This window comes from Pseudarthrobacter sp. C1 (genome assembly GCF_034720455.1).
In the GTDB taxonomy this organism is placed as follows: Bacteria; Actinomycetota; Actinomycetes; order Actinomycetales; family Micrococcaceae; genus Arthrobacter.
Genome location: NZ_JAYESK010000004.1, coordinates 144,783 through 164,372, shown reverse-complemented (window position 1 = coordinate 164,372; position 19,590 = coordinate 144,783). Strand labels below are relative to the sequence as shown.

Genomic DNA, 19,590 nt, shown 5'->3' with positions numbered 1-19,590 from the left:
GCAGCGGGGCAGTCCCACCCTGTGGAAGGGGCTGGAAGGGGCGGCAGCCGGGTTTACCGGCTGCCGCCCCTTCCACGTTCTTAAGGGTCCTTGGGGCTCCCTTGGCTCCGCTGGAATTACGGCTAGGTGCCGCAGAAGGTCCGGTATTTGCCGAAGTCCTCCGGCGGTCCTTCCGTGTAGCGTTCCAGCCCCGGACGCTCCTGGAACGGGGACCGGACAACCTCAAGGAGGCGGTTAAACGGGTCAAGATCGCCCTCGGTGGCAGCGGCCAGTGCTTCCTCCACCAGGTGGTTCCTGGGGATGTACGCGGGGTTCACGCTGTCCATGAGTTCGGCGTCGGGCTTCAGCGCGGCCCAGCGTCCGGCCCAGGCATCGAAAGTCCCCAGGTCCGGCACCATGCCGCGGGCAGGCCTGGAGTTGCCCCGGGCGGCCTGTCCAAGGTTCCGGAAGAATTGCGTGTAGTCAACGGGTCCGTCCTTCAGCAGGCCGATCACGCCATCCACAAGGTCCGAGGCTTCGTCACGTTCCGGGCCTGCCGCAGGGCCGGCAGGCACGCCGAGCTTGGCCTTCATGCCCTCGAACCAGGCATCACTGTACCGGCCGCGGAACGTGCCTAGGGCCTCCACCGCGGGGCCGACAGCCTGTTCCTGGTCTTCGTTGAAGAGCGGCAGCATGGCCTCAGCGAGCCGGGCCAGGTTCCACTCGGCTACCACGGGCTGGTTCGCGTAGGCATAGCGGCCGCCTACATCGATGGAGCTATACACGGCGGCGGGATCAAACGCGTCCATGAATGCGCAGGGCCCGTAGTCGATGGTTTCCCCGGAGATGGTCATGTTGTCCGTGTTCATGACCCCGTGCACGAAGCCCACCAGCATCCACTTGGCCACGAGCTCCGCCTGGGCGGCGACCACTGCTTCAAACAGCGCCAGGTAGGGCTGTTCGGACCGGGCTGCAGCCGGATAGTGCCTGCTGATGGCGTGGTCCGCCAGCCGGCGCAGCAGGTCCATGTTCTCCGTGGCCCGGGCGTATTGGAAGCTGCCCACGCGGAGGTGGCTGCTGGCCACACGGGCCAGGACGGCGCCCGGCAGCATCGTGTCCCGGCGCACCGGCCGCCCGGTGGCTACGACGGCCAGGGCCCGCGTGGTGGGAATGTTCAGGGCGTGCATGGCCTCGCTCACAAGGTACTCCCGCAGCATCGGGCCGATGACGGCCCGGCCGTCGCCCGCGCGGGCGAAAGGTGTACGGCCGGAACCCTTCAGGTGCACATCCCGCAAGCGCCCGCCGTCGGCAACTATTTCGCCCAGCAGCAGCGCGCGGCCGTCGCCGAGCAGCGGTGAGTAGCCACCGAACTGGTGCCCGGCGTACGCCTGGGCTACGGGGGTCGCACCCGGGGGGAGGTAGTTGCCCAGCAGGAGGCGCACGCCTTCCGGCGTCCGCAGGTAGTCGGGTGCCAGCCCCAGCTCGGTCGCCAGCGCGTCGTTAAGGACCAAGAGTTCAGGCTCCGGCGCTTCCTCCGCCTGCCACGGAACGGCCAGCTCCGCCAGTTCACGGGCAAAGCGGCCCTCGAAGACGACAGTTGATTCTGCTGCAGCAGTCATGGGTTAACCCTATCGCCGTCGCTTGTCCGGCCGTTGATGAGCTCATCGGTGACCTCCCCGGCTCGAGGAATGGCATGGCCTGGCAGAGCGGTCCGTTCAGGTGCAGTGGACCGTTCCGGTGCCGTGACGCCATGCCCCGGCCAGCGGCGCCGCCGGGGCATGGGGACGCGTTGCAGGTCCTGCGCGGCGATGACGTCAGTATCCGCCGCACGGGCCCTGGCCTGGACCGCGAGCGGCGCGGCGTCCTCGCCGTACCGTGAGGAGAAGTGCGTCAGCACGAGGGTTCGGGCGGCTGCCCCCGCTGCCAGTTCCCCTGCCTGCCCGGCGGTGAGGTGACGGTACTGGCGCGCCAGCCCGCCGTCGTCATCGCTGAAGGTGGACTCCGCAACGAGGAGGTCGACGCCGTCGGCCAGCTCCTCGGCGCCCTCGCAGGGCGCCGTGTCCATTACGAAAGCGAAGCGCTGGCCGGGCCGCGGAATGCTGACATCATCGAGGCGGACGCCCGCAAGGCTGCCTTCATGCTGCAGGCGCCCGATCGCGGGGCCCGATATTCCTGCCGCGGCAAGGCGTTCAGGCAGCAGCGTGCGGCCGTCCGGTTCCACCAGCCGGTAGCCGTAGGTCTCAATGCGGTGCTTCAGCGGCCGGACGTCAAGGCCTTCGGCCACCGTCCCGCTTCCGCCGTGGGGGCGAAGCCTGAGGTCGATTCCCGGTGAACTGACAGACACGAGGGCGCGCACCACGTCTTCCCCGGATAACGGGTAGTGAAGATGGATAGGGTGCGCCACCCCGTCCAGGGCCATCCGCGACAACACCCCCGGCAGACCAAAACAATGGTCTCCGTGGACGTGGGTGAGGCAAATGCGGGTTATCTGGCTCGCCGGGATCCCCGCGTGGATCATTTGGCGCTGCGTGCCCTCGCCCGGGTCAAAGAGGAAACCTTCCCCGTCCCAGCGGAGCAGGTAGCCGTTGTGGTTCCTGGTCCGGGTGGGGACCTGGGAGGCCGTACCGAGGATGGTGAGGTCGCGCATGGCGGTGGGTGCCAAAAAGCAGGCTCCGGAGGAGTCCGGGACCTGCTTTTGTGGTTGCCGGGTCGGCTTAGCGCCGCCGGAGCATTCCCATGATTTTGCCGGTCACGCCACCGGTCCGGGCTCCTGCGGGGCCCGTCGTGCCAGGTGCCCGGCCCGTGGCATTCAGTCCGGTCCGGCGCGTTGTTCCGGCGGTCCCGGTCCTGCCGGAGAATCGTCCAGCGGCATTCCTGATCATGCTTCCCAAGTTCATGTGAAACTCCTTCAGTATTGATCCTGCCAACCGATATTCATCAGCCTGCTTATGATTTTAGCGTAGTTCGGCTGCAACTAGGGGAAGCAGCAGAAGTTCCCCCTGCATTTGGCCCGATAAGCGCAGGAGCCCCGATCCGTTCTGCTGGCTGGCCGACGTCCGGTAAGGGACACCATTGCCGAACATTTCACCGGAAGCGTCCAGGTCCGTTCCGACGGCTCACGGCCTGAGCCGGCGGACGAAGGGCGCCTTGCCCAACGGTGCCCGCTCCAGCTGGTCCACCACGGACACAGAGACCGGGGTTCGCGCGACGCCGGCTGCTGCGAGGGCTTCGGCCACCGAAGCCTGGATGCCTGCTGTTGTGCTTCCCGCCGTCAGTCCTGCAACGAGGACCCGCAGTCCCGTGGGTTCCTGGACCACCTGCCAGCCGGCGGCGGCTGCCTGGTCCAGGACGTGGTGGAACACGATGGGGTGGACGCTGACAAGGCCTGCCCTGCCTGGCAGCTCAAGCACGTCCTCCAACCTGCCTTCGATATCCTCCATGCGGATGAACGAGCGGCCACAGGGGCATCCGCGCTGCCCCAACGTCACGCTGTCCGACAGCTCATAGCGAATCAGCGGCAAAGTCCGCGAGAACAGGACGGTGACCAAAAGCTTCGCGCCCGTTGACCCGGGCGGTACCGGGACGCCCTCCTTGTCCACTGGTTCGACAATGAGCAGGTCCTCGTAGACATGCCGGTTCCGGTAGACGCACGGTGAAGCGATGCCGGCCGTCTCAGTGGCGGCGTAGACATCGAACGGTGCACTCCCCCAGGCCCTTTCCAATTCCCGGGCAGCGGGCGGGGTGAGCACCTCCGAGGCCGACATCACTGCCTGCGGCGAAATTTTCAGGCGCCCGGCCAGCTGTTCGGCCGCCAGGGGCAAAAGCGCGGAAGCGTAACCCACCAGGACCCGGGGCTGGAACCCGTTCAGCGCCGCCACTGTTTCATGCATGGGTGCGGTCACGTCCAGCCGGAGCGTGGGGACAAGCCCCGAACGCAGCGAAGCGCCAACCACGGCGGACTGGTGGGTGGGGACGCGCGAGCTTACCAGCGCCATTTTAAGCGGCCGGCCGAGGCCGGCCGCTATTCCAGCCCAGTCATTAGCGCGGGCATAGGAAGCCAGCACATGTGCCCATTCCGGCCGGCTCCACACGAAGGTTCCGCGTGGACCGGCGGTCCCGGCTGTCGCCGCAGCCCACCAGCGCCCCCTCCACGGCAAGCCGGGATCACCGTCCTCGGCGGCGAGGGTCCGGAGACGTTGTTCCAGGTCGGCCAGGCTCAGGTCGCGCGTAGTAAGGACCTCGTCGAAGTGGCCCATGAGGTCGGCCTTGGTCACGGGCGGCAACTGGGCAAGGGGAGCCCCGTAGAGCCCTGCATGGCGGCGCCGGTAGAACTCAGACCCGGCATAGGCGGCCGTCCGCAGTCTCTGCAGGGCACGTTCCTGGTGGGCAGCAATCCGGACAGGGCTCCAGCGGTCCCGCCGCTTCAAGGCAGCCCGAAGAACGAGCACCCGGGCTATGAGCCGCACATCCATGCGATCCGGCCTTGGAAGAGCCGGCGCGGCGGCGCGTCAGGCCCCGCGGGCGCGGCGGAGGGCGGAGAGGCGGGCCGAGTATTCCGTCTCGTCTATTTCACCGCGGGCAAACCGCTCGGCCAGCAGTTGCTCCGCACTGCCGAGACTGTGGCCTCCGCCGTCCCTGCGGTTGCCGCCTGACATCGAGCGGGCAAAAACCACGATGGCGACGATGATTGCACCCCAAAAGAGGATGAAGCTCACCACCATCAGGATGTAGCCCCAGGCGCCCATGTTCCCGTCCCACCACATCATCCCTGCATCCTCACCTCGCGGAGCCCCGCCACTGCTCCCTGTTCGATGATCCATCCGGCCCGTGTGCGGTGCCAGAGTCTTTCGTCCCCAGGATGAATGGCCAGGTCAGGACAGCCGCGGCCCCTCAGCGCTCCAGATCGTCGGGTTCGAACTCACTTAGAGGGGAGCCGCCAAAGCTTTCCGTGTCGTCACTGCCCTCAGCCCCTGGTCCGTTCGGATTCCCGCCGAAATCCACATCGGCAACGGCCTCCTCCAAGGTGGGCGTTACGGGACCGTCCTGGGCTTCATCCGCTGCGTAACCTGCCTGGGCTGATCCTTCACGGAATGCCTGGTCGCTGATGAAGTCCTCTTCTTCCCCGGAGACCGCCTCGTCCTGGAGCAGCGGATCGTCCTGCCAGCGGTCCGGATTGTTTTCGGCCGCTCCCGGATAGCCGTCCGGTTCGCCCTTCACCGGGTCAAGTTCAAATGATGCAGCCGCGCCGGGGGTCTCATCAAGGAGCACGTCGTCATCCCGGACAACCTCAAGGCCGTCGTCAGGGAGGTTCTGTTCCGTCATGGTGATGCCTTTCTCTTGAACAGCCAATGTCTCTTGGACAGGCAAAGCGAACAATAGTAAGCATACTGATGAAATAGGGACGGCGCTAACTTCCCCCCGGCACGACTTGCCGTGACCTTTGGCCCTATATCTCCCGGGGGCACAGCGCCAGTCTTGAACTGGACCCGCCCGAGAAGAAACAGGAAGCCCGGCCATGACAACTCGCAAACCAATCGCAGTCGCCACCAACGACTCCCCCCAGAGCCAGGCTGCCGTGCTCTGGGCTGCCCGCCGGGCCGAACGTTCCGGCCTGCCACTGGTGATCCTCCACGTCGTGGACGACCGGTGGGCGGCTGATCCGTATCCGTGGATCGGCGTTCTCGAGGAGGCGGGCGACAAGCTCCTGCAGACTGCCGCCGGCCGTATCCGGGGGGCCTTCCCCATCAGCGTTACCACCCGGCTTCTTACCGGAAGCGTGGGAGGCTCGCTGGCGAAGTATTCCGGCAGGGCATCCATGGTGGTTGTGGGCTCAGGCACGGGCCACCTCGGCGGAACCCTTGCAGACCGGGCGCTGCAGGTTGCGGCTTCTTCAAAGGTTCCCGTTGCGGTGGTAGGTACACAGGAGCTTGAAGGCCGGTCCGGCGTGGTGGTGGGAGTCGACGGCTCCAGGGAGGCAACCCAGGCTGTGGCCTTCGCCGCAGCCGAGGCTGACCGTGAGGGGGACGACCTCACTGTGGTCTATGCCATCAACGCGCCCGACCGAGTTACGGATGCGGGCCTGCTGACCACCAGCCTGGCCGACCTTGTTACCGAGGAAGAACGCATCGTCCTGTCCGAAACAGTGGCCGGTCTCAACGAGGACTATCCGAGCCTGACGGTGCATCGCGTGCTGGAGACCGAAAGGGGACCGGTGGAATCGTTGGTTGATGCTGCCTCCGGGGCCAGGATGCTCGTGGTGGGCAGCCGCGGAAGAGGCGGAATCAAACGGCTTCTGCTCGGTTCCACAGCCTACGGCGTCCTCAAGCACCTGCCGTGCCCTACCGTGATCACCCGGATCCAGGCAATCAAGAACACACCCTAGGAAGCCCTGGCAGCTGCCCACTCCCCCGCACACACCTGTCCCATTCCCTACGTTCCGGGCCGGCACCATGAAAAAGACTGCTGCAGTAATCATGCTTATCCTCGGGATCCTGATCTCAATCGTCGGGGCCACCATCCTGGCCGGAGGTGCCGTGGCGTCCGTAGTGGGGACCGCCCACGGCGACGGATACCTCACCACCCGCACGGAACGCCTCTCCGTTGGATCCCACGCCCTGACCTCGCCCAGGCTCGACGCGATAGGCGGGGGCGTACCGCCCCGCCTTCCCTTCGACGTCGGTACGCTCAGGCTGCGCGCCTCTTCCCTGGACCCCGGCAAGGAGATCTTCGTGGGCGTCGCCCCGCAGGCCGACGTCGAGCGATATCTTTCGGGCGTGCATCACTCGGAGCTGATTAAAGTCGACAGCCGGCCCTTCCGGGCCGAATACCGCGACATCCCGGGCACCGGCACCCCCGCACCCCCGGGAGAGCAAACGTTCTGGAGCACCTCTGCCTCCGGGGCCGGCCAGCAGGATCTCACGTGGGACCTTGCCGCAGGCAATTGGGCGATAGTCATCATGAATGCCGATGCCAGCCCCGGGGTCAATGCCGAAGTGCAGGCCGGTTTCCGCTCCGACCTGATCCGGCCCGCGGCAACGGGGCTGCTGGTGGGAGGCGCCGTTGCGCTGGCAATCGGGATTCCGTTGCTGATCCTGGGAGCCGTCGGACTCGGCCGGCACACGGGGCCGCACTCCGGCGGGCCGGCCGCGCCACCACCCGGCTACGGACCGCCCCCCGGATACGCACCACCCCCCGGCTATGGACCGGTCCCCGGATATGCACCACCACCCGGATACGCAGGCGGAGCACCGGGAGCGGAAGGCACCCCAGGAGGTCCCGGTTATCCGGGCTCACCGGGAACTCCGCCCCTGCAACAGCCCGGCCAAGGCGACCGGGCCGACCGCGCACCCTACCCGGCCCGGCTCTTCGGCGACCTTGACCCGGCCTTGTCGCGAGCAATGTGGCTGGTGAAGTGGTTCCTTGCCATCCCGCATTTCATCGTGCTGTTCTTCCTCTGGTTTGCGTTCGTCGTAACCACCATCGCGGCGTGGTTCGCCATCCTGTTCACCGGGCGCTATCCCCGGCCCCTGTTTGACTTCAACGTCGGCGTCCTGCGCTGGAACTGGCGAGTGGCTTTCTACGCCTACGCCGCTGCAGGAACGGACCTCTACCCGCCGTTCACCCTGGCACGCACCAACTATCCTGCCGATTTCGAGGTGGACTACCCGGAACGCCTCTCCCGGGGGCTGGTCCTGGTCAAGTCGTGGCTGCTTGCGATCCCGCACCTGCTCATCGTCGCAGCCTTCTCCGGCACCCCCTGGACCTGGCAGGCGGAGACCGATGATTTGGGAACCACCTACCAACGGAGCACAGGCCTGTCGCTGCTGGGCCTGCTGGTCCTGGTTGCAGTAGTGGCCCTGCTCTTCACCGGCCGCTACCAGCGCCCGCTGTTCGACCTGATACTCGGCATCAACCGATGGATCTACCGCGTCCTGGCCTATGCGGCCCTGATGCGGGACGAGTACCCTCCGTTCCGGCTGGACCAGGGCGCCCGTGAGGTACCGCCGCCCCCTGGCGGGACCGCCGTACCAGGAGCCACCCCGCCCCTTGAGTGAGGGCCCGCCTTGATGCTGCCGGAGCGTCCTGCCGACTGCCGGTCAGCCTCTATTACTGGCTGCAAGCCCGCCCTAAACTGGTTCTGCAATCAGCGGCTGCGGACAAGAGGAGAAGGCCATGGCGGTCATCGAGCAGGTGCGCGAAGGAATGCACGTCGTAGCGTCGGACGGGAAGAAAATCGGCAAGGTCGACGACCTGAAAATGGGTGATCCGGAGGCTGTGACCTCTGACGGCCAAACAGACCCTGAAACGGGAGGCCTCGTCAATACGGCGGTCGATGGGTTTGCCGCGACGTCCAGGTTGCCCCACCACACCGCAGAGAGGCTGCTGCGGATCGGCTATGTCAAAGTCGACAGGTCCGGCTTGTTGGCTGGTCATGCCTACTTCGCATCGGATGAGTTGGACCGGGTCGAGGGCGATACGCTGTGGCTGAAGGAGGGCCGGCACACCGACTAGCCTGGCCCTTCCCACCCCTCGGCACTGCCGCCTGCAGTGACTTTCGGCCCTACCTTTGCGGGAGCCCGCCGGGACACTATTGCCAGTGTGGCCGCACGCGCCGCATGAGGAGCTGAGATGAATACTTCCGGAGCGCCGTTCGCACGGATACTGGTGGGGGTCGACGGATCGGAGGCTTCCATTGAAGCCCTGCGGCAGGCCCAGCGGCTGGCGGTGCCCCTCGGGGCGAAGGTCCTGGCCAACGCCTACTGGGATTATCCGCAGGTCTACACAGGCTACGTGATGATGGGCATTGAGGGCTTCGAGGAACGCGCCGGGGAAATCCTGGCTGAGGCGGTCAAGACCGCCTTCGGTGACGAAACGCCGTCGAACGTCATTTCCACGCTGGTCCGCGGCCATCCCCGGGAATCACTGATCGAAGCCAGCCGCGACGCGGACATGGTCGTGGTGGGGAGGCGCGGCCACGGCGGCTTTGGCGGGCTGTTGCTTGGCTCAGTCAGTTCCGCCCTGGTGGCCCACGCCCATTGTCCCGTGCTGGTGGTCCACACACCGGAAACCCACACGGCCTCGTCCTAGGCAGGGCAGCTTGGGCCGGCGCACAGCAGGTACAGACCGTTGACAACAATGCGGCAGGGCGGACGACGGCGGGTGGCGGCCGTGGCGGCCGCCCTCGCCCTGCTGGCCCTCGCCATAGTCCTGGCCCTCTTGCTAAGGGCGCCGGGAAGCCCGCCGGCGGCAGGGCCGTCAGGCTCTGCGAGCCCCTCCGCAACCCCGGTGGCGTCAAGCCCCAGCCCCGATGCATCCAGCGCCGTTCCCTCGGCGTCGCAGCCTGCGGAAGCCTCGACAGAACCACCCGAGGCCGGCCAAAATCCCGTCCAGCCGCCGGTTACCGTACCTCCCGTCCCTGTTCCCCCGCCGTCGGAGCCCGTTGCCACCCCTGGCCCGGTTCCGCCCGCAGCTCCCTTTCCGGCCTCGCTCCGTGACCAGGACCTCACGGTCATCCCTCGCGCCGGGCAGGTCGTGGCGCTGACTTTCGACGCGGGAGCCAACGCTGCGGGGCTGCCGAAAATCCTCTCCACCCTGTCCGCAAAAGGGGTTGCCGCCACGTTCTTCCTGACCGGGAACTGGGCAGACACCAATCCCGGAGGGGTGGGGCAGATTGTTTCCGCGGGGCACCGGGTGGCCAACCACTCCATGACCCATCCTGGTTTCACCGGCCTCGACGGTACCGGGATTGCGCAGCAGGTGCGCGGAGCGGAACAGGCCATCCTGGCCGCCGGCGCCGACCCCACGCCGCTGTTCCGCTTTCCCTTCGGGGAACGCGATGCCCGGACCATTGCCGCTGTCAACGACCTGGGCTATGTTGCAGTCCGCTGGACTGTGGACACCCTGGGCTGGAAAGGCACCAGCGGCGGGATCAACACGCAGATCGTTGCCGACCGCACACTGGCGGGCCTGCAGCCGGGCGAAATTGTCCTGATGCACATCGGCTCCAATCCCAACGACGGCACTACCCTGGACGCCGATGCCCTGCCGCAGATCATCGACCGGATCAGCGCCGCGGGGTATGGCTTCGTCACCCTCGACGCGCTGCTGGCCCCGTAGGCAAGGAGGGGCAGACCCATGGCTAAGCCCCGGCAGGCAGGACCCGGAGGCAGAAAATCCGGTCCGGCCGCGAACGATATGCCTGATCCGGCCCACCACGGCCTTCCCCTGCACGAGGTGGTCCTCCTGCTTGGGACAGACCACGTGCGGGGCCTCGCTTCCGCGGAGGTGGCCCGCCGGCAGGAACAGTTCGGTGCCAATGTCCTGCCGCGCTCACGGGGTGCGGGAATTCTCCGGAAACTGGCGCGGCAGTTCAACAACCCGCTGGTTTACGTCCTGTTGGCCGCGGCCGCCGTCACTCTCGCCCTGGGCGAGTACCTGGACTCGGGCGTCATCCTCGCCGTCGTCCTGGTGAACACGGCGATCGGCTTCGTCCAGGAAGTCAGGGCAGAGGCCGCCCTGGATGCGCTGCATTCCCTCGTCCGCACCCGTGCCGTGGTCACAAGGGACGGGCAGAGGCGCGAGGTTCCCTCCGAGGAGCTGGTACCGGGGGACCTCGTGCTGCTCGAAGCCGGCGACAAAGTGCCGGCGGACCTCCGGCTGGTCAGGTTGTCCGGCCTGCGCGCGGATGAGTCAGCGCTGACGGGAGAATCCGACGCAGTCGCCAAGGACGAGGTGGTACTGCCCCCGACCACCCCCGTCGCGGACCGCCGGAACATGGTCTACAGCGGCACCCTGGTGACCGCGGGCAGCGGGGCAGGCGTCGTCGTCGCAATCGGCGGCGAGACGGAACTCGGCGAGATCCATCGGCTTATGGGTGCGGTGCAGCCGGTGGCTACACCGCTGACCCAGAAACTGTCACGCTTCAGCATGACGCTGACGGTGGCCATCCTTGCCCTGGCCGCCGTGGCTTTCCTTGCCGGCGTGGCACGCGGCCAGGAGCCCGCGCAGATGTTCACCGCCGCCGTCGCACTGGCTGTGGGGGCGATCCCTGAAGGCCTGCCGGCAGCGGTCACTGTAACCCTCGCCATCGGTGTCCGCCGCATGGCCCGGCGCCGCGCCGTGGTCCGGCGGTTGCCGGTGGTTGAGACGTTGGGCAGCACCACCGTTATCTGTTCGGACAAGACCGGCACCTTTACGGAAAACCAGATGACGGTGCGTGCGCTCTGGACACCGTCCGCAAGGTACGAGGTGACAGGTTCCGGTTACGGCCCGGAGGGGCAGGTCCTCCGTGCCGGGGCCGGCGTCCGGGCGGCCGGAACCGCCACGGACCGGACGACGGCGGCGGCGCAGGACGAGGGACTGTACTGGTCCCTTCTGGCGGGAGGCGCCTGCAATGACGCCAGGATCATCAGGGAGGGACAGCACTGGCAGGCCCGGGGGGACCCCACGGAGGCGGCCATGGTGGTGGCGGCAGGGAAGGGCGGCGTGGAGGCCGGGGAGTTCCTTTCCTCCCATCCGCGGACCGGCACGCTGCCGTTCGCCTCGGAGCACCAATACATGGCAACCCTCCACACCTCCGCCTTCCAGGACGGCAGGGGCACGGGGTCCGGCATTGTGCTGGTCAAGGGCGCGGTGGAACGCGTGCTGGAGCTGTGCGCGGGGCAGATGGATCACCAGGGCCGCACCATGCCGCTGGCCAGGCAGTCAGTACTCGATGAGGCCCACCGGTTCGCCGGCACCGGGCTGAGGGTGCTTGCCACGGCGATGATGCGCCTTCCTGCCGGCGGCACCCTGGCCGAGTCAAGCCTGCACGGGCAGCTGACGCTGACGGGACTGCAGGCCATGTTCGATCCGCCGCGGGAGGCAGCGGCGGCATCGGTGCAGGCCTGCCACCAGGCGGGCGTGGCAGTGAAAATGATCACCGGAGACCACGTGGGAACAGCCGCCACCATTGCCAGGGCGGTGGGCCTGACCGCGGACCGGGCGGACGGGACGGCACTGACCGGAACTGAACTTGACGCGATACCCGCGGACGGACTGCCCGACGCCGTCGAGCGGGCAACGGTCTTCGCACGGGTGTCCCCCGAACAGAAGCTTCGCCTGATCGGCGCCCTGCAGTCCCGGGGAAACGTCGTCGCCATGACAGGCGATGGCGTCAACGACGCACCGGCCCTGAGGCAGGCGAACGTCGGCATAGCCATGGGGCGCTCTGGAACGGAAGTGGCCAAGGAGGCCTCGGACATCGTCCTCACCGACGACGACTTTGCCACCATTGAGGCTGCCGTTGAGGAAGGCCGGAACGTCTTCGACAACCTGACCAAGTTCATCGTCTGGACCTTGCCCACGAACATGGGGGAAGGCCTGGTGATCCTGGTGGCAATCCTGATCGGGGCAACGCTCCCCGTCCTGCCCACCCAGATTCTGTGGATCAACATGACCACCGCTGTGGCCCTGGGCCTGATGCTTGCCTTCGAGCCGAAGGAACCGGGCCTTATGTCCCGCCCGCCACGGGCCCCCGGCCGACCGCTGCTGACCTGGACACTTACCCTTCGGATCCTGCTGGTCTCCACCCTCCTCGTGGCAGGCACCTGGTGGATCTTCGAACTTGAGCTCGCTGGCGGCGCGTCCCTCGCGGAAGCCCGGACGGCGGCCGTCAACCTTTTTGTTGCGGTGGAACTGTTCTACCTGTTCAGCTGCCGTTCCCTCACCAGGTCGGTCTGGCGAATCGGCTTCTTCAGCAACCGCTGGGTCATCCTTGGCGTCCTGGTCCAGGCAGCCGGCCAACTGGCCATCACGTACCTGCCGCTGATGAACGAGCTTTTCCATACGGCCCCGATCACGGCGGAAGCCTGGCTGCGGATCCTGGGCATCGCACTGCTCGCGTCCCTGGTTGTGGCAGTGGAAAAGCGCTTCCGGCGCCGTGAGTTCTAGGGGCCGTTCAACGATGCGGCCAACGCCCGGCCCGCCGTGCCTTACGTCTTCGGCAGGAGCCGGACCATCACCAACCCGGTGACCGCGGCCATGGCCACCGCCATCAGAACGGCGGCCCCGGCTCCAATGGCGGCAACCAGCCACACATCCTGGCCGGGCTGCCACAGCGGCGTGGCCACCGCCATGAAGACGCCCAGTCCTGCCGTCCACGCGGCGGCGCTTCCTGCCACCCACCGCCAGGCCCGCGGAACGTGGTGCCGCAGCTCAAACCACTGCGCAAGGCCGATCGAAACCAGGATGACCACGGCCGCCACGGCTCCCGTAGCGGCCTGGGCGGGTGCGGGCCAGCCCTGCCAGCCTTCGTTGCTGAAGGTCAGCAGTGCCACGGTCCAGGCAACCACCGCCGCGGCGGCCGTCAGCAGGACCCACCGCAGAACCGATACGCCGGGCAGCGTTGTCCTGAGCACCCGCACCTGGAACCACCCCAGGACCGCTCCTTCAACGAGGCCGGCCAGCACCAGCAGCGGAACCGCCGCCGCGGGCCCCGGGGCAACAGGGACGGACTGGGCGAGTACGGGGGCAAGGAATCCCAGGCTCTCGCCGAGGCTCACCCAGCCCACCCAGCGGGCGAAGAATGTGTTTCTGCGCGTCACAACGGGCCCCTTAGCCACCGGTCACAGTCCTCCTTCCGGTGTCTTCCCCAGAGTGGGACGGGCAGCCGCGGAACACCAGTGCCAAAGGCCCTGCGGTGGCACTGGAGCCGGCCTGTCCGCCTTGGTAGCTTCAATGCATGGCCATCAAACTTGAGAACGTCGGTATCGCGGTTCGCGACCTCGAAGCGGCCATCGCCTTTTTCACCGACCTCGGGCTGATACTCGTCGGCCGTGACACTGTCAGCGGCGAGTGGGCCGACACTGCCGTGGGGCTTGATGGCAACCATGCCAGGATTGCGCTGCTCCAGACCCCGGACGGCCGGGGTCAACTTGAGCTCTTCGAATACATCCACCCCGAAGCGATCGAGTTGAATCCGACCCGTCCAAACGACATCGGCATGCACCGTGTGGCCTTCTCGGTCGACGACATCGACAAAGCCCTCGAAACAGCTGCGAGGCACGGATGCCATCCGCTCCGCGGCGTGGCGACCTACGGCGATGCCTACAAACTCACGTACCTCCGCGGTCCCAGCGGAATCCTCCTGATGCTCGCCGAGAAACTGAAAAACGACTGACACCCTGACCGGGACCAATGGCTCTGCCTGCGGCCTGCGCCTGCTGCCCATAGTTAATGGCAGGCAAGCGTCGATCCGTTACCAGCAGTCCGCAGCCAACAGCCGGCATATAAGTTAGGGAGAGAACCATGAACCACCCCAAGGACGCCGCCGCCGAGACCCAGGCGCTCCAGGCCGTCGAACAGCATCACGCGAACATGCTCGGGCAGCTCAAGGGGCTGGTGGCCCAGCTGATGGAAGCGGTTGAGGCAGGCGACACGGAAGCCGAACGAACAGCACATGCAACGCTGTTGGACTGGTGCGACAACGAGCTTATTCCCCACGCCCTGGCAGAAGAGGGGCCCCTGTACAGTGGACCCCGCGACACCCCGGAGGGGCGGCTCCTGGTGGAGGGAATGCTGGCCGAGCACCGCGTCATCGTGGACCTGGTGGAGGAACTTCGCACGTCCAAGGGACTGTCCGCGGCAGTTGCCGGCGCTGCCATCCAGCGGATGTTTGCCATGCACCTGGATAAGGAAAACCGCCTCCTGATGCCCTTCGTTGCCGGCTCCCCTGAGCTTTCCCTTGCCGCAGCGGTCAAGGGACTCCACGAATTGACCGGGGAAGGCAGCGGGCACCACGCGGAAACGCACGACGGCGGCGCGCACCAGCGGTGACCTGCCCGGCGTCCCTATTTTCCGCCGTCGGCTCCTCTCGCGCGGGCGCGTTCTTCGTCCGGGGCATGGACTACCAGGACAGGGCAATGGGCGTGGCTGACGCACGCAGAACTGACCGAGCCCGGCACAAAGCCGCTGTGCCCCCGCCGCCCAACGATGAGGAGTGAGGCGCTGCGGCTCCCCTCAACCAGGAGCTCGCCGGGTTTTCCACGCATCAGCCGGGTATGGACATATGACGGCCGCTCCGGGCCGAACGCAGCTGTGAGCGCCTGCTCCAGCGACTGCTCCGCAGCGTACTGAAAACCTTCAACACCCACTACCAGGTAGAGCCCGAAGCCGGCCGGAACATCCCAGCATGCCCAAGCCTCCACCGTTGCTTCGAGCGGCCCGGCCAGGGTTGCGGCCGTCCGGAGGGCGGAAACAGAGGCGTCGGAACCGTCCACGCCCACAATTATTTTGGGGTGCCGTTCGGGGGCATCCATGATGCGGGCTCCATTCTCTTTGGCCTGTTCCAAGACTGGAGAAGGTGCGGGCCTGCGGGATAGGGCCTAAAGTCACAGGGGGATGCCGGCCGGCAGCAGGACCGGCCGGCCCGGCACAGTCGCGGCCACAGGGTGCGTTGTATGACCACGACTCCAGACTTTGGTCCCTTCCTGCCGATCTGTGGGCAAGGAAGAATAGTCCTAAGCCCTTGGCAGGGCTGCCTCACACAGCAGTGAGTTTTGGTCCTTATGAAAATGGGAGCGGTTGGGTGCAAATGCATGAGTCAGGCCCGGAAGGGACAGCAGGTCTCCGCGGGCCCCTGCGCGTTTTTATCCTCGACGACCATGAACTCGTCAGGCAGGGACTGAAGGACCTGTTGGAGGGTGAGGGGTTTGTGGTGGTCGGCGAAAGCGGATCGGCGGCGGAAGCCACCCGGCGCATCCCGGCATTGCAGCCGGATATTGCGATCCTGGACGGTCGGCTTCCCGACGGCACCGGCATCGAGGTCTGCAGGGACGTGCGCTCGTTCGACCCCCGCCTGCACTGCCTGATCCTGACCAGCTACGACGACGAGCAAGCCATCCGCGGGGCTGTCCTGGCAGGCGCGTCCGGGTACATCCTCAAGCAGATCAGGAGTGACGACCTGCTTCAGGGCATCCGCAAGGCCGCCATGGGCGAATCGCTGTTCGAGCCCGGAGTCAAGGAGCGGATTATCGCCGGCCTTTCCAAAGCCCCCACAGACCCGCGGTTGGACGCGCTCAGTGCGCAGGAGAAGAAGGTACTGGCGCTGATCGGGCAAGGACTGACGAACCGCCAGATCGGTGAGGAACTTTTCCTGGCGGAGAAAACCGTGAAGAACTACGTTTCTTCCATCCTGGCGAAATTGGGGTTCGAAAGGCGGACCCAGGCAGCCGTCTACGTCACCCGGAATGCACAGGACGCCCAGTAACCCTGTGCACGGCGGTGTACAACATTCAGTCGTTTTCGGCGCAGATCATTGGCGGTGGACGGACCAGGTTATCCGGGTGCCTTCCCCCGGGGCGCTTTTAATAAGGCAGGTGCCGCCCAGCAGCTCTGCGCGGTGCCGCATGTTCGCGAGGCCGCTGGCCTTGTCAGGCTCGCCAAAACCGCAGCCGTCGTCCGTGAGCACCAGTTCAACCTGTTTTTGGGTGACGGAAACGGTGACGCGGATTTCCTCGGCGCCCGAGTGCCTGGCCGCATTGCTCAGTCCTTCCGAGAGGACGGACAGCAGGTGGCCGGCGATATTCTCCCTGACAGCATCGTCCACGGGCCCGGCGAAGGCGACTTTCGGTGCCACGGCATAGCTCCGGGATGTCTCCTGCACCACCTTCAGGATGCGGCCCGTGAGCGGTTCACGCTCTTGCTCGCCCGTGCGGAGGGAGTAGATCGTGTCCCTCAACTTCCTGATGGTGTCGTCGAGCTCGGACGTGACGACCGCGATCCGCTCATGGGCGACAGGATCCAGGGTGTAGCGGCGGAGGCTCTGGATGCTCAACCCGGAAGCAAACAGCCTCTGGATAACGAGATCGTGCAGGTCACGGGCAATCCGCTCCCGGTCGGTGAAGAGCAGGTTCTGTTCGCGCAAGGCATGGACGCGGGCCAGGTCAAGTGCCAGCCCGATCCTGCTGCCGAAAAGCGAACTGGACTCAATTTCGGCCTGGTTATAGGCAGCCGCGCCCACCGGACGCGCAAGCAGCAGCACGCCATTTTCACTGTTGCTGTGGCCCAGGGGGCACACCAGGACCGAACCCAGCTTTTCAACGACCTCGTCATCAAATACCAGGCGGGGGTCCCGCGCCACAAGCGACTCCCCTGTTTCAATGACCCGGGAAACCTCGTCCGACCCGGTAATTTCCTGCCCCGCCTGCAGGCCCTGCACCCCCAGGGATGCCCTGCATCTTAGGGCGCCGTCACCAGCGGGAACGGCAATCACGGCCAGCGCTGAATCCGACACCCTCAATGCGGTTTCGGCAACGAGATCGAGGTTGTCCTCAGTTTCGGGGTGCGGGGTCATGATCAGCCGGCTGCTCAGCTCCATGCCCGCCTCCAGCCATTTCTGGCGCCGCTTGCTGTCTTCGAAAAGGCGGGCATTCTGGATGGCCACACCGGCAGCAGCAGCCAAAGCGACGGCGAGGTCCTCATCCTCCGGCGTGAAGTCCTGGCCGCCGTCCTTTTCCGTCAAGTAAAGATTCCCGAACACTTCGTCCCTCACGCGCACGGGTACGCCAAGGAAAGTCTTCATTGGCGGGTGGTTCCTGGGAAAACCGGACGCTATGGGGTGCTGGCCGAGGTCGTGCAGCCGCAGGGGCCGCGGCTCGCGGATCAACAGTCCCAGGACGCCATGCCCTGTCGGCAGGTCCCCGATGGACCCGATCGCGTCGTCGTTAATTCCCACAGTGATGAAATGGCTAAGGCTGCGGTCCTCGGCAATGACCCCCAGCGCACCGTACCTGGCGCCGACAAGTTCGCAGGCCGACCGCACCAGTCGGTCCAGCACGGCTTCCAGGCTCAGATCCTCGGCCAGGGCCACCACGGAAGCCAGGAGGCCGTTCATCCGTTCCTGGGTCTGCAGCAATTCGTCCGCACGGGCAACAAAATCCCGCAGGAGGTCTTCTGCCCTTTCCTTCATAGGAGAGCGCCACGGCTCAGTACTCACGTCCGACCTCCTGTGACAGTTACCCGCGACGCTGCGGGCCCAGCAGCACTTCAATCGTCCGGGCCGGTTTGCTCCCCCGGAAAGGTCACCTTTGCCTGAGCACGAAGGCATACCTTGGGGCCAGTTTAGAAGAAAAAGTCAAGGCCTGAAATGCCCTAATTGAAACGCTTAGCAATGCCCGCAGACTGCCACGAAATGCTGCGGGACCTTCTTCCCTAGCCGGGTGGGATTCCCCGCCTTAGGCTACGGCCATGGATACAGCTGCGACAGAACCGGAAGCCGAAAGCCTGGGCGTACATGATTGCTGGAGATACCTTCGGTCCACCTCCCTTTGCCGAATGGCCTTCACCCGTGGCAACACGGTGGAAATCTTCCCGGTGAACTACGTGCCCAGCAACGGAACACTGCTGATCCGGACGGGAGAAGGCACGAAATTGGATGCAGTGGCGGAACGCAGGGTGGTGGCGCTGGAGGCCGACGGCCTGAACCAGTACGGCACCATCGCCTGGAGCGTCGTGGTGAAGGGCCACGCTGTGGTCGTTACCGACGCCGAGGAATTCCAGGACGCCGCCGACGCGGGGCTCTCGCCGTGGCAGGCGGGACCAAAGAACAGCCTTATCCGCGTTACACCCGAGGAGATCACCGGGCGGCGATTCGTGATCGCCCCGCCTACCCGGTGGTGGGCCCCGCAGGAGCCGGGCGACAGGGCCTGAGGCACATCTTCACCGCCGCACTGAGAGAACCAAGGAAGGTAAACCCATGGACGCAAGCAAGCCCATCGCCGTCGGCATCATCGACTCCTCCCCCTCGAACGCCGCCCTGCTGTGGGCGGCCGCCCGTGCCCGCCGGCTCAGGCTGCCGCTGGCCATCCTTCATGTCCTGGATGACCGCTGGATGGCAGGCGAGGCGCTCGATGCGCTCCCCTATATCGACGCCCTGCGGAACTCCGCGCTCGGCATGCTGAAGGAGGCCGGGGAACGCGTCCGCGCAGCAGAACCTGACCTTCAGGTAACAACCGAACTGCTGGAAGGAAGCGTCGGGGGATCCCTTGGCGACTATTCAACGAAAGCATCCATGCTGGTCCTGGGCAGCAGCGGCCACTCTCGCGCTGCACTGACGGACCGGGCGCTCCAGGCGGCTGCCCACGCAGAATGTCCGGTGGCGGTCATCGGCGCAGGCCACGGCGGCGGGCAAGGCGTCGTGGTGGGCGTGGACGGATCAAGGGAGTCCACCCAAGCCGTGGCCTTCGCGGCATCCGAGGCTGACGCACTGGGTGAAGAACTTACCGTCATCTACGCCTTCACCGGCCCCAACCGCTGGATCAAGGCAGGGCTGCCGTCCAGCAGTTTCGCGGAGCACGTGATGCAAGAGGAACAGATCGTCCTGTCAGAGACCGTGGCGGGGCTCCGCCAGGACTACCCCGGCCTCGTGGTGCACGGAGTCCTCGAAACCGTCCTGGAACCTGCCGACGCCCTGGTCCAGGCAGCTGCCAACGCACGGATGCTGGTTCTGGGCAGCCGGGGCAGGGGCGGCTTTGGAAGGCTGCTCCTCGGATCGACGGCGCACGGCGTCCTCACCCAGCCACCCTGCCCCACTGTGATCACACGGCTGAAGAAGACCCGGCATGAGTAATGACG

Annotated in this window: 20 protein-coding genes; 11 read left to right on the top strand and 9 right to left on the bottom strand. The window is 66.2% G+C overall.

Annotated features, from left to right (window positions below):
* Positions 1-122: 122 nt before the first annotated feature.
* The 6 genes from U7114_RS08395 to U7114_RS08370 all read right to left on the bottom strand — a co-directional run bounded on the left by U7114_RS08395 (position 123) and on the right by U7114_RS08370 (position 5,301).
* The gene (locus U7114_RS08395; protein WP_321213653.1) at positions 123-1,598 is read right to left on the bottom strand and encodes a protein adenylyltransferase SelO; all 1,476 of its coding nucleotides are present in this window, start codon (positions 1,596-1,598) and stop codon (positions 123-125) included.
* Positions 1,595-2,626, bottom strand: coding sequence for a ribonuclease Z (locus tag U7114_RS08390; protein ID WP_157243147.1), 1,032 nt, complete (start codon positions 2,624-2,626; stop codon positions 1,595-1,597). Before U7114_RS08390 ends, U7114_RS08395 begins: the two co-directional genes overlap by 4 nt.
* Positions 2,627-2,693: 67 nt before the next feature.
* Positions 2,694-2,876 (bottom strand): hypothetical protein, encoded by a 183-nt coding sequence (locus tag U7114_RS08385; RefSeq protein WP_157242032.1) that lies wholly within the window; start codon positions 2,874-2,876, stop codon positions 2,694-2,696.
* 219 nt (positions 2,877-3,095) lie between these two features.
* The gene (locus U7114_RS08380) at positions 3,096-4,451 is read right to left on the bottom strand and encodes a phenylacetate--CoA ligase family protein (protein ID WP_323057086.1); all 1,356 of its coding nucleotides are present in this window, start codon (positions 4,449-4,451) and stop codon (positions 3,096-3,098) included.
* A 36-nt stretch (positions 4,452-4,487) separates the two neighbouring features.
* Positions 4,488-4,745 (bottom strand): SHOCT domain-containing protein, encoded by a 258-nt coding sequence (locus tag U7114_RS08375; RefSeq protein WP_157242030.1) that lies wholly within the window; start codon positions 4,743-4,745, stop codon positions 4,488-4,490.
* A 124-nt stretch (positions 4,746-4,869) separates the two neighbouring features.
* Complete coding sequence (locus U7114_RS08370) at positions 4,870-5,301, bottom strand: hypothetical protein (RefSeq protein WP_321213655.1); 432 nt, start codon at positions 5,299-5,301, stop codon at positions 4,870-4,872.
* A 193-nt stretch (positions 5,302-5,494) separates the two neighbouring features.
* Between U7114_RS08370 and U7114_RS08365 the strand changes: the two genes are divergently transcribed.
* The 6 genes from U7114_RS08365 to U7114_RS08340 all read left to right on the top strand — a co-directional run bounded on the left by U7114_RS08365 (position 5,495) and on the right by U7114_RS08340 (position 12,909).
* The gene (locus U7114_RS08365) at positions 5,495-6,361 is read left to right on the top strand and encodes a universal stress protein (protein ID WP_321213656.1); all 867 of its coding nucleotides are present in this window, start codon (positions 5,495-5,497) and stop codon (positions 6,359-6,361) included.
* A 67-nt stretch (positions 6,362-6,428) separates the two neighbouring features.
* Entirely contained in the window at positions 6,429-8,033 is a 1,605-nt protein-coding gene (locus tag U7114_RS08360; protein ID WP_323057085.1) for a DUF4389 domain-containing protein, read from the top strand.
* Between the two features lie 118 nt (positions 8,034-8,151).
* On the top strand, positions 8,152-8,490 hold the full coding sequence (locus tag U7114_RS08355; RefSeq protein ID WP_157242026.1) for a hypothetical protein: 339 nt from the start codon (positions 8,152-8,154) through the stop codon (positions 8,488-8,490).
* A 117-nt stretch (positions 8,491-8,607) separates the two neighbouring features.
* The gene (locus tag U7114_RS08350) at positions 8,608-9,066 is read left to right on the top strand and encodes a universal stress protein (RefSeq protein WP_157242025.1); all 459 of its coding nucleotides are present in this window, start codon (positions 8,608-8,610) and stop codon (positions 9,064-9,066) included.
* 48 nt (positions 9,067-9,114) lie between these two features.
* A complete protein-coding gene (locus U7114_RS08345) occupies positions 9,115-10,095 on the top strand; it encodes a polysaccharide deacetylase family protein (protein WP_323057207.1) in 981 nt (326 codons plus the stop codon).
* A gap of 18 nt (positions 10,096-10,113) precedes the next feature.
* Positions 10,114-12,909, top strand: a complete 2,796-nt coding sequence (locus U7114_RS08340; protein WP_323057084.1) for an HAD-IC family P-type ATPase — start codon at positions 10,114-10,116, stop codon at positions 12,907-12,909.
* Positions 12,910-12,950: 41 nt separating this feature from the next.
* Here the strand turns inward: U7114_RS08340 and U7114_RS08335 are convergent, their stop codons facing one another.
* Entirely contained in the window at positions 12,951-13,562 is a 612-nt protein-coding gene (locus U7114_RS08335) for a hypothetical protein (protein ID WP_323057083.1), read from the bottom strand.
* Between the two features lie 137 nt (positions 13,563-13,699).
* Between U7114_RS08335 and U7114_RS08330 the strand changes: the two genes are divergently transcribed.
* Positions 13,700-14,137, top strand: coding sequence for a VOC family protein (locus U7114_RS08330; RefSeq protein ID WP_323057082.1), 438 nt, complete (start codon positions 13,700-13,702; stop codon positions 14,135-14,137).
* A gap of 128 nt (positions 14,138-14,265) precedes the next feature.
* Positions 14,266-14,793 (top strand): hemerythrin domain-containing protein, encoded by a 528-nt coding sequence (locus U7114_RS08325; RefSeq protein ID WP_323057081.1) that lies wholly within the window; start codon positions 14,266-14,268, stop codon positions 14,791-14,793.
* A gap of 14 nt (positions 14,794-14,807) precedes the next feature.
* On the opposite strand, the gene U7114_RS08320 is transcribed toward U7114_RS08325, so the two are convergent.
* A complete protein-coding gene (locus U7114_RS08320; RefSeq protein ID WP_157242022.1) occupies positions 14,808-15,275 on the bottom strand; it encodes a universal stress protein in 468 nt (155 codons plus the stop codon).
* Positions 15,276-15,550: 275 nt separating this feature from the next.
* Here U7114_RS08320 and U7114_RS08315 point away from each other — a divergent pair, with 275 nt between their 5' ends.
* Positions 15,551-16,225, top strand: coding sequence for a response regulator (locus U7114_RS08315; protein WP_157242021.1), 675 nt, complete (start codon positions 15,551-15,553; stop codon positions 16,223-16,225).
* Between the two features lie 45 nt (positions 16,226-16,270).
* On the opposite strand, the gene U7114_RS08310 is transcribed toward U7114_RS08315, so the two are convergent.
* Entirely contained in the window at positions 16,271-17,926 is a 1,656-nt protein-coding gene (locus tag U7114_RS08310) for a GAF domain-containing sensor histidine kinase (RefSeq protein ID WP_323057206.1), read from the bottom strand.
* A gap of 278 nt (positions 17,927-18,204) precedes the next feature.
* Between U7114_RS08310 and U7114_RS08305 the strand changes: the two genes are divergently transcribed.
* Entirely contained in the window at positions 18,205-18,666 is a 462-nt protein-coding gene (locus U7114_RS08305; RefSeq protein WP_157242020.1) for a pyridoxamine 5'-phosphate oxidase family protein, read from the top strand.
* Between the two features lie 46 nt (positions 18,667-18,712).
* Complete coding sequence (locus U7114_RS08300; RefSeq protein WP_157242019.1) at positions 18,713-19,585, top strand: universal stress protein; 873 nt, start codon at positions 18,713-18,715, stop codon at positions 19,583-19,585.
* The last annotated feature ends 5 nt before the right edge of the window (positions 19,586-19,590 follow it).

Excerpts from the sequence above, each read along its gene's own strand:
- U7114_RS08395 (WP_321213653.1), bottom strand. The coding sequence starts at position 1,598 with ATGACTGCTGCAGCAGAATCAACTGTCGTCTTCGAGGGCCGCTTTGCC.
- U7114_RS08390 (WP_157243147.1), bottom strand. The coding sequence starts at position 2,626 with ATGCGCGACCTCACCATCCTCGGTACGGCCTCCCAGGTCCCCACCCGG.
- U7114_RS08385 (WP_157242032.1), bottom strand. The coding sequence starts at position 2,876 with ATGAACTTGGGAAGCATGATCAGGAATGCCGCTGGACGATTCTCCGGC.
- U7114_RS08380 (WP_323057086.1), bottom strand. The coding sequence starts at position 4,451 with ATGGATGTGCGGCTCATAGCCCGGGTGCTCGTTCTTCGGGCTGCCTTG.
- U7114_RS08375 (WP_157242030.1), bottom strand. The coding sequence starts at position 4,745 with ATGATGTGGTGGGACGGGAACATGGGCGCCTGGGGCTACATCCTGATG.
- U7114_RS08370 (WP_321213655.1), bottom strand. The coding sequence starts at position 5,301 with ATGACGGAACAGAACCTCCCTGACGACGGCCTTGAGGTTGTCCGGGAT.
- U7114_RS08365 (WP_321213656.1), top strand. The coding sequence starts at position 5,495 with ATGACAACTCGCAAACCAATCGCAGTCGCCACCAACGACTCCCCCCAG.
- U7114_RS08360 (WP_323057085.1), top strand. The coding sequence starts at position 6,429 with ATGAAAAAGACTGCTGCAGTAATCATGCTTATCCTCGGGATCCTGATC.
- U7114_RS08355 (WP_157242026.1), top strand. The coding sequence starts at position 8,152 with ATGGCGGTCATCGAGCAGGTGCGCGAAGGAATGCACGTCGTAGCGTCG.
- U7114_RS08350 (WP_157242025.1), top strand. The coding sequence starts at position 8,608 with ATGAATACTTCCGGAGCGCCGTTCGCACGGATACTGGTGGGGGTCGAC.
- U7114_RS08345 (WP_323057207.1), top strand. The coding sequence starts at position 9,115 with ATGCGGCAGGGCGGACGACGGCGGGTGGCGGCCGTGGCGGCCGCCCTC.
- U7114_RS08340 (WP_323057084.1), top strand. The coding sequence starts at position 10,114 with ATGGCTAAGCCCCGGCAGGCAGGACCCGGAGGCAGAAAATCCGGTCCG.
- U7114_RS08330 (WP_323057082.1), top strand. The coding sequence starts at position 13,700 with ATGGCCATCAAACTTGAGAACGTCGGTATCGCGGTTCGCGACCTCGAA.
- U7114_RS08325 (WP_323057081.1), top strand. The coding sequence starts at position 14,266 with ATGAACCACCCCAAGGACGCCGCCGCCGAGACCCAGGCGCTCCAGGCC.
- U7114_RS08320 (WP_157242022.1), bottom strand. The coding sequence starts at position 15,275 with ATGGATGCCCCCGAACGGCACCCCAAAATAATTGTGGGCGTGGACGGT.
- U7114_RS08315 (WP_157242021.1), top strand. The coding sequence starts at position 15,551 with ATGCATGAGTCAGGCCCGGAAGGGACAGCAGGTCTCCGCGGGCCCCTG.
- U7114_RS08310 (WP_323057206.1), bottom strand. The coding sequence starts at position 17,926 with ATGAAGGAAAGGGCAGAAGACCTCCTGCGGGATTTTGTTGCCCGTGCG.
- U7114_RS08305 (WP_157242020.1), top strand. The coding sequence starts at position 18,205 with ATGGATACAGCTGCGACAGAACCGGAAGCCGAAAGCCTGGGCGTACAT.
- U7114_RS08300 (WP_157242019.1), top strand. The coding sequence starts at position 18,713 with ATGGACGCAAGCAAGCCCATCGCCGTCGGCATCATCGACTCCTCCCCC.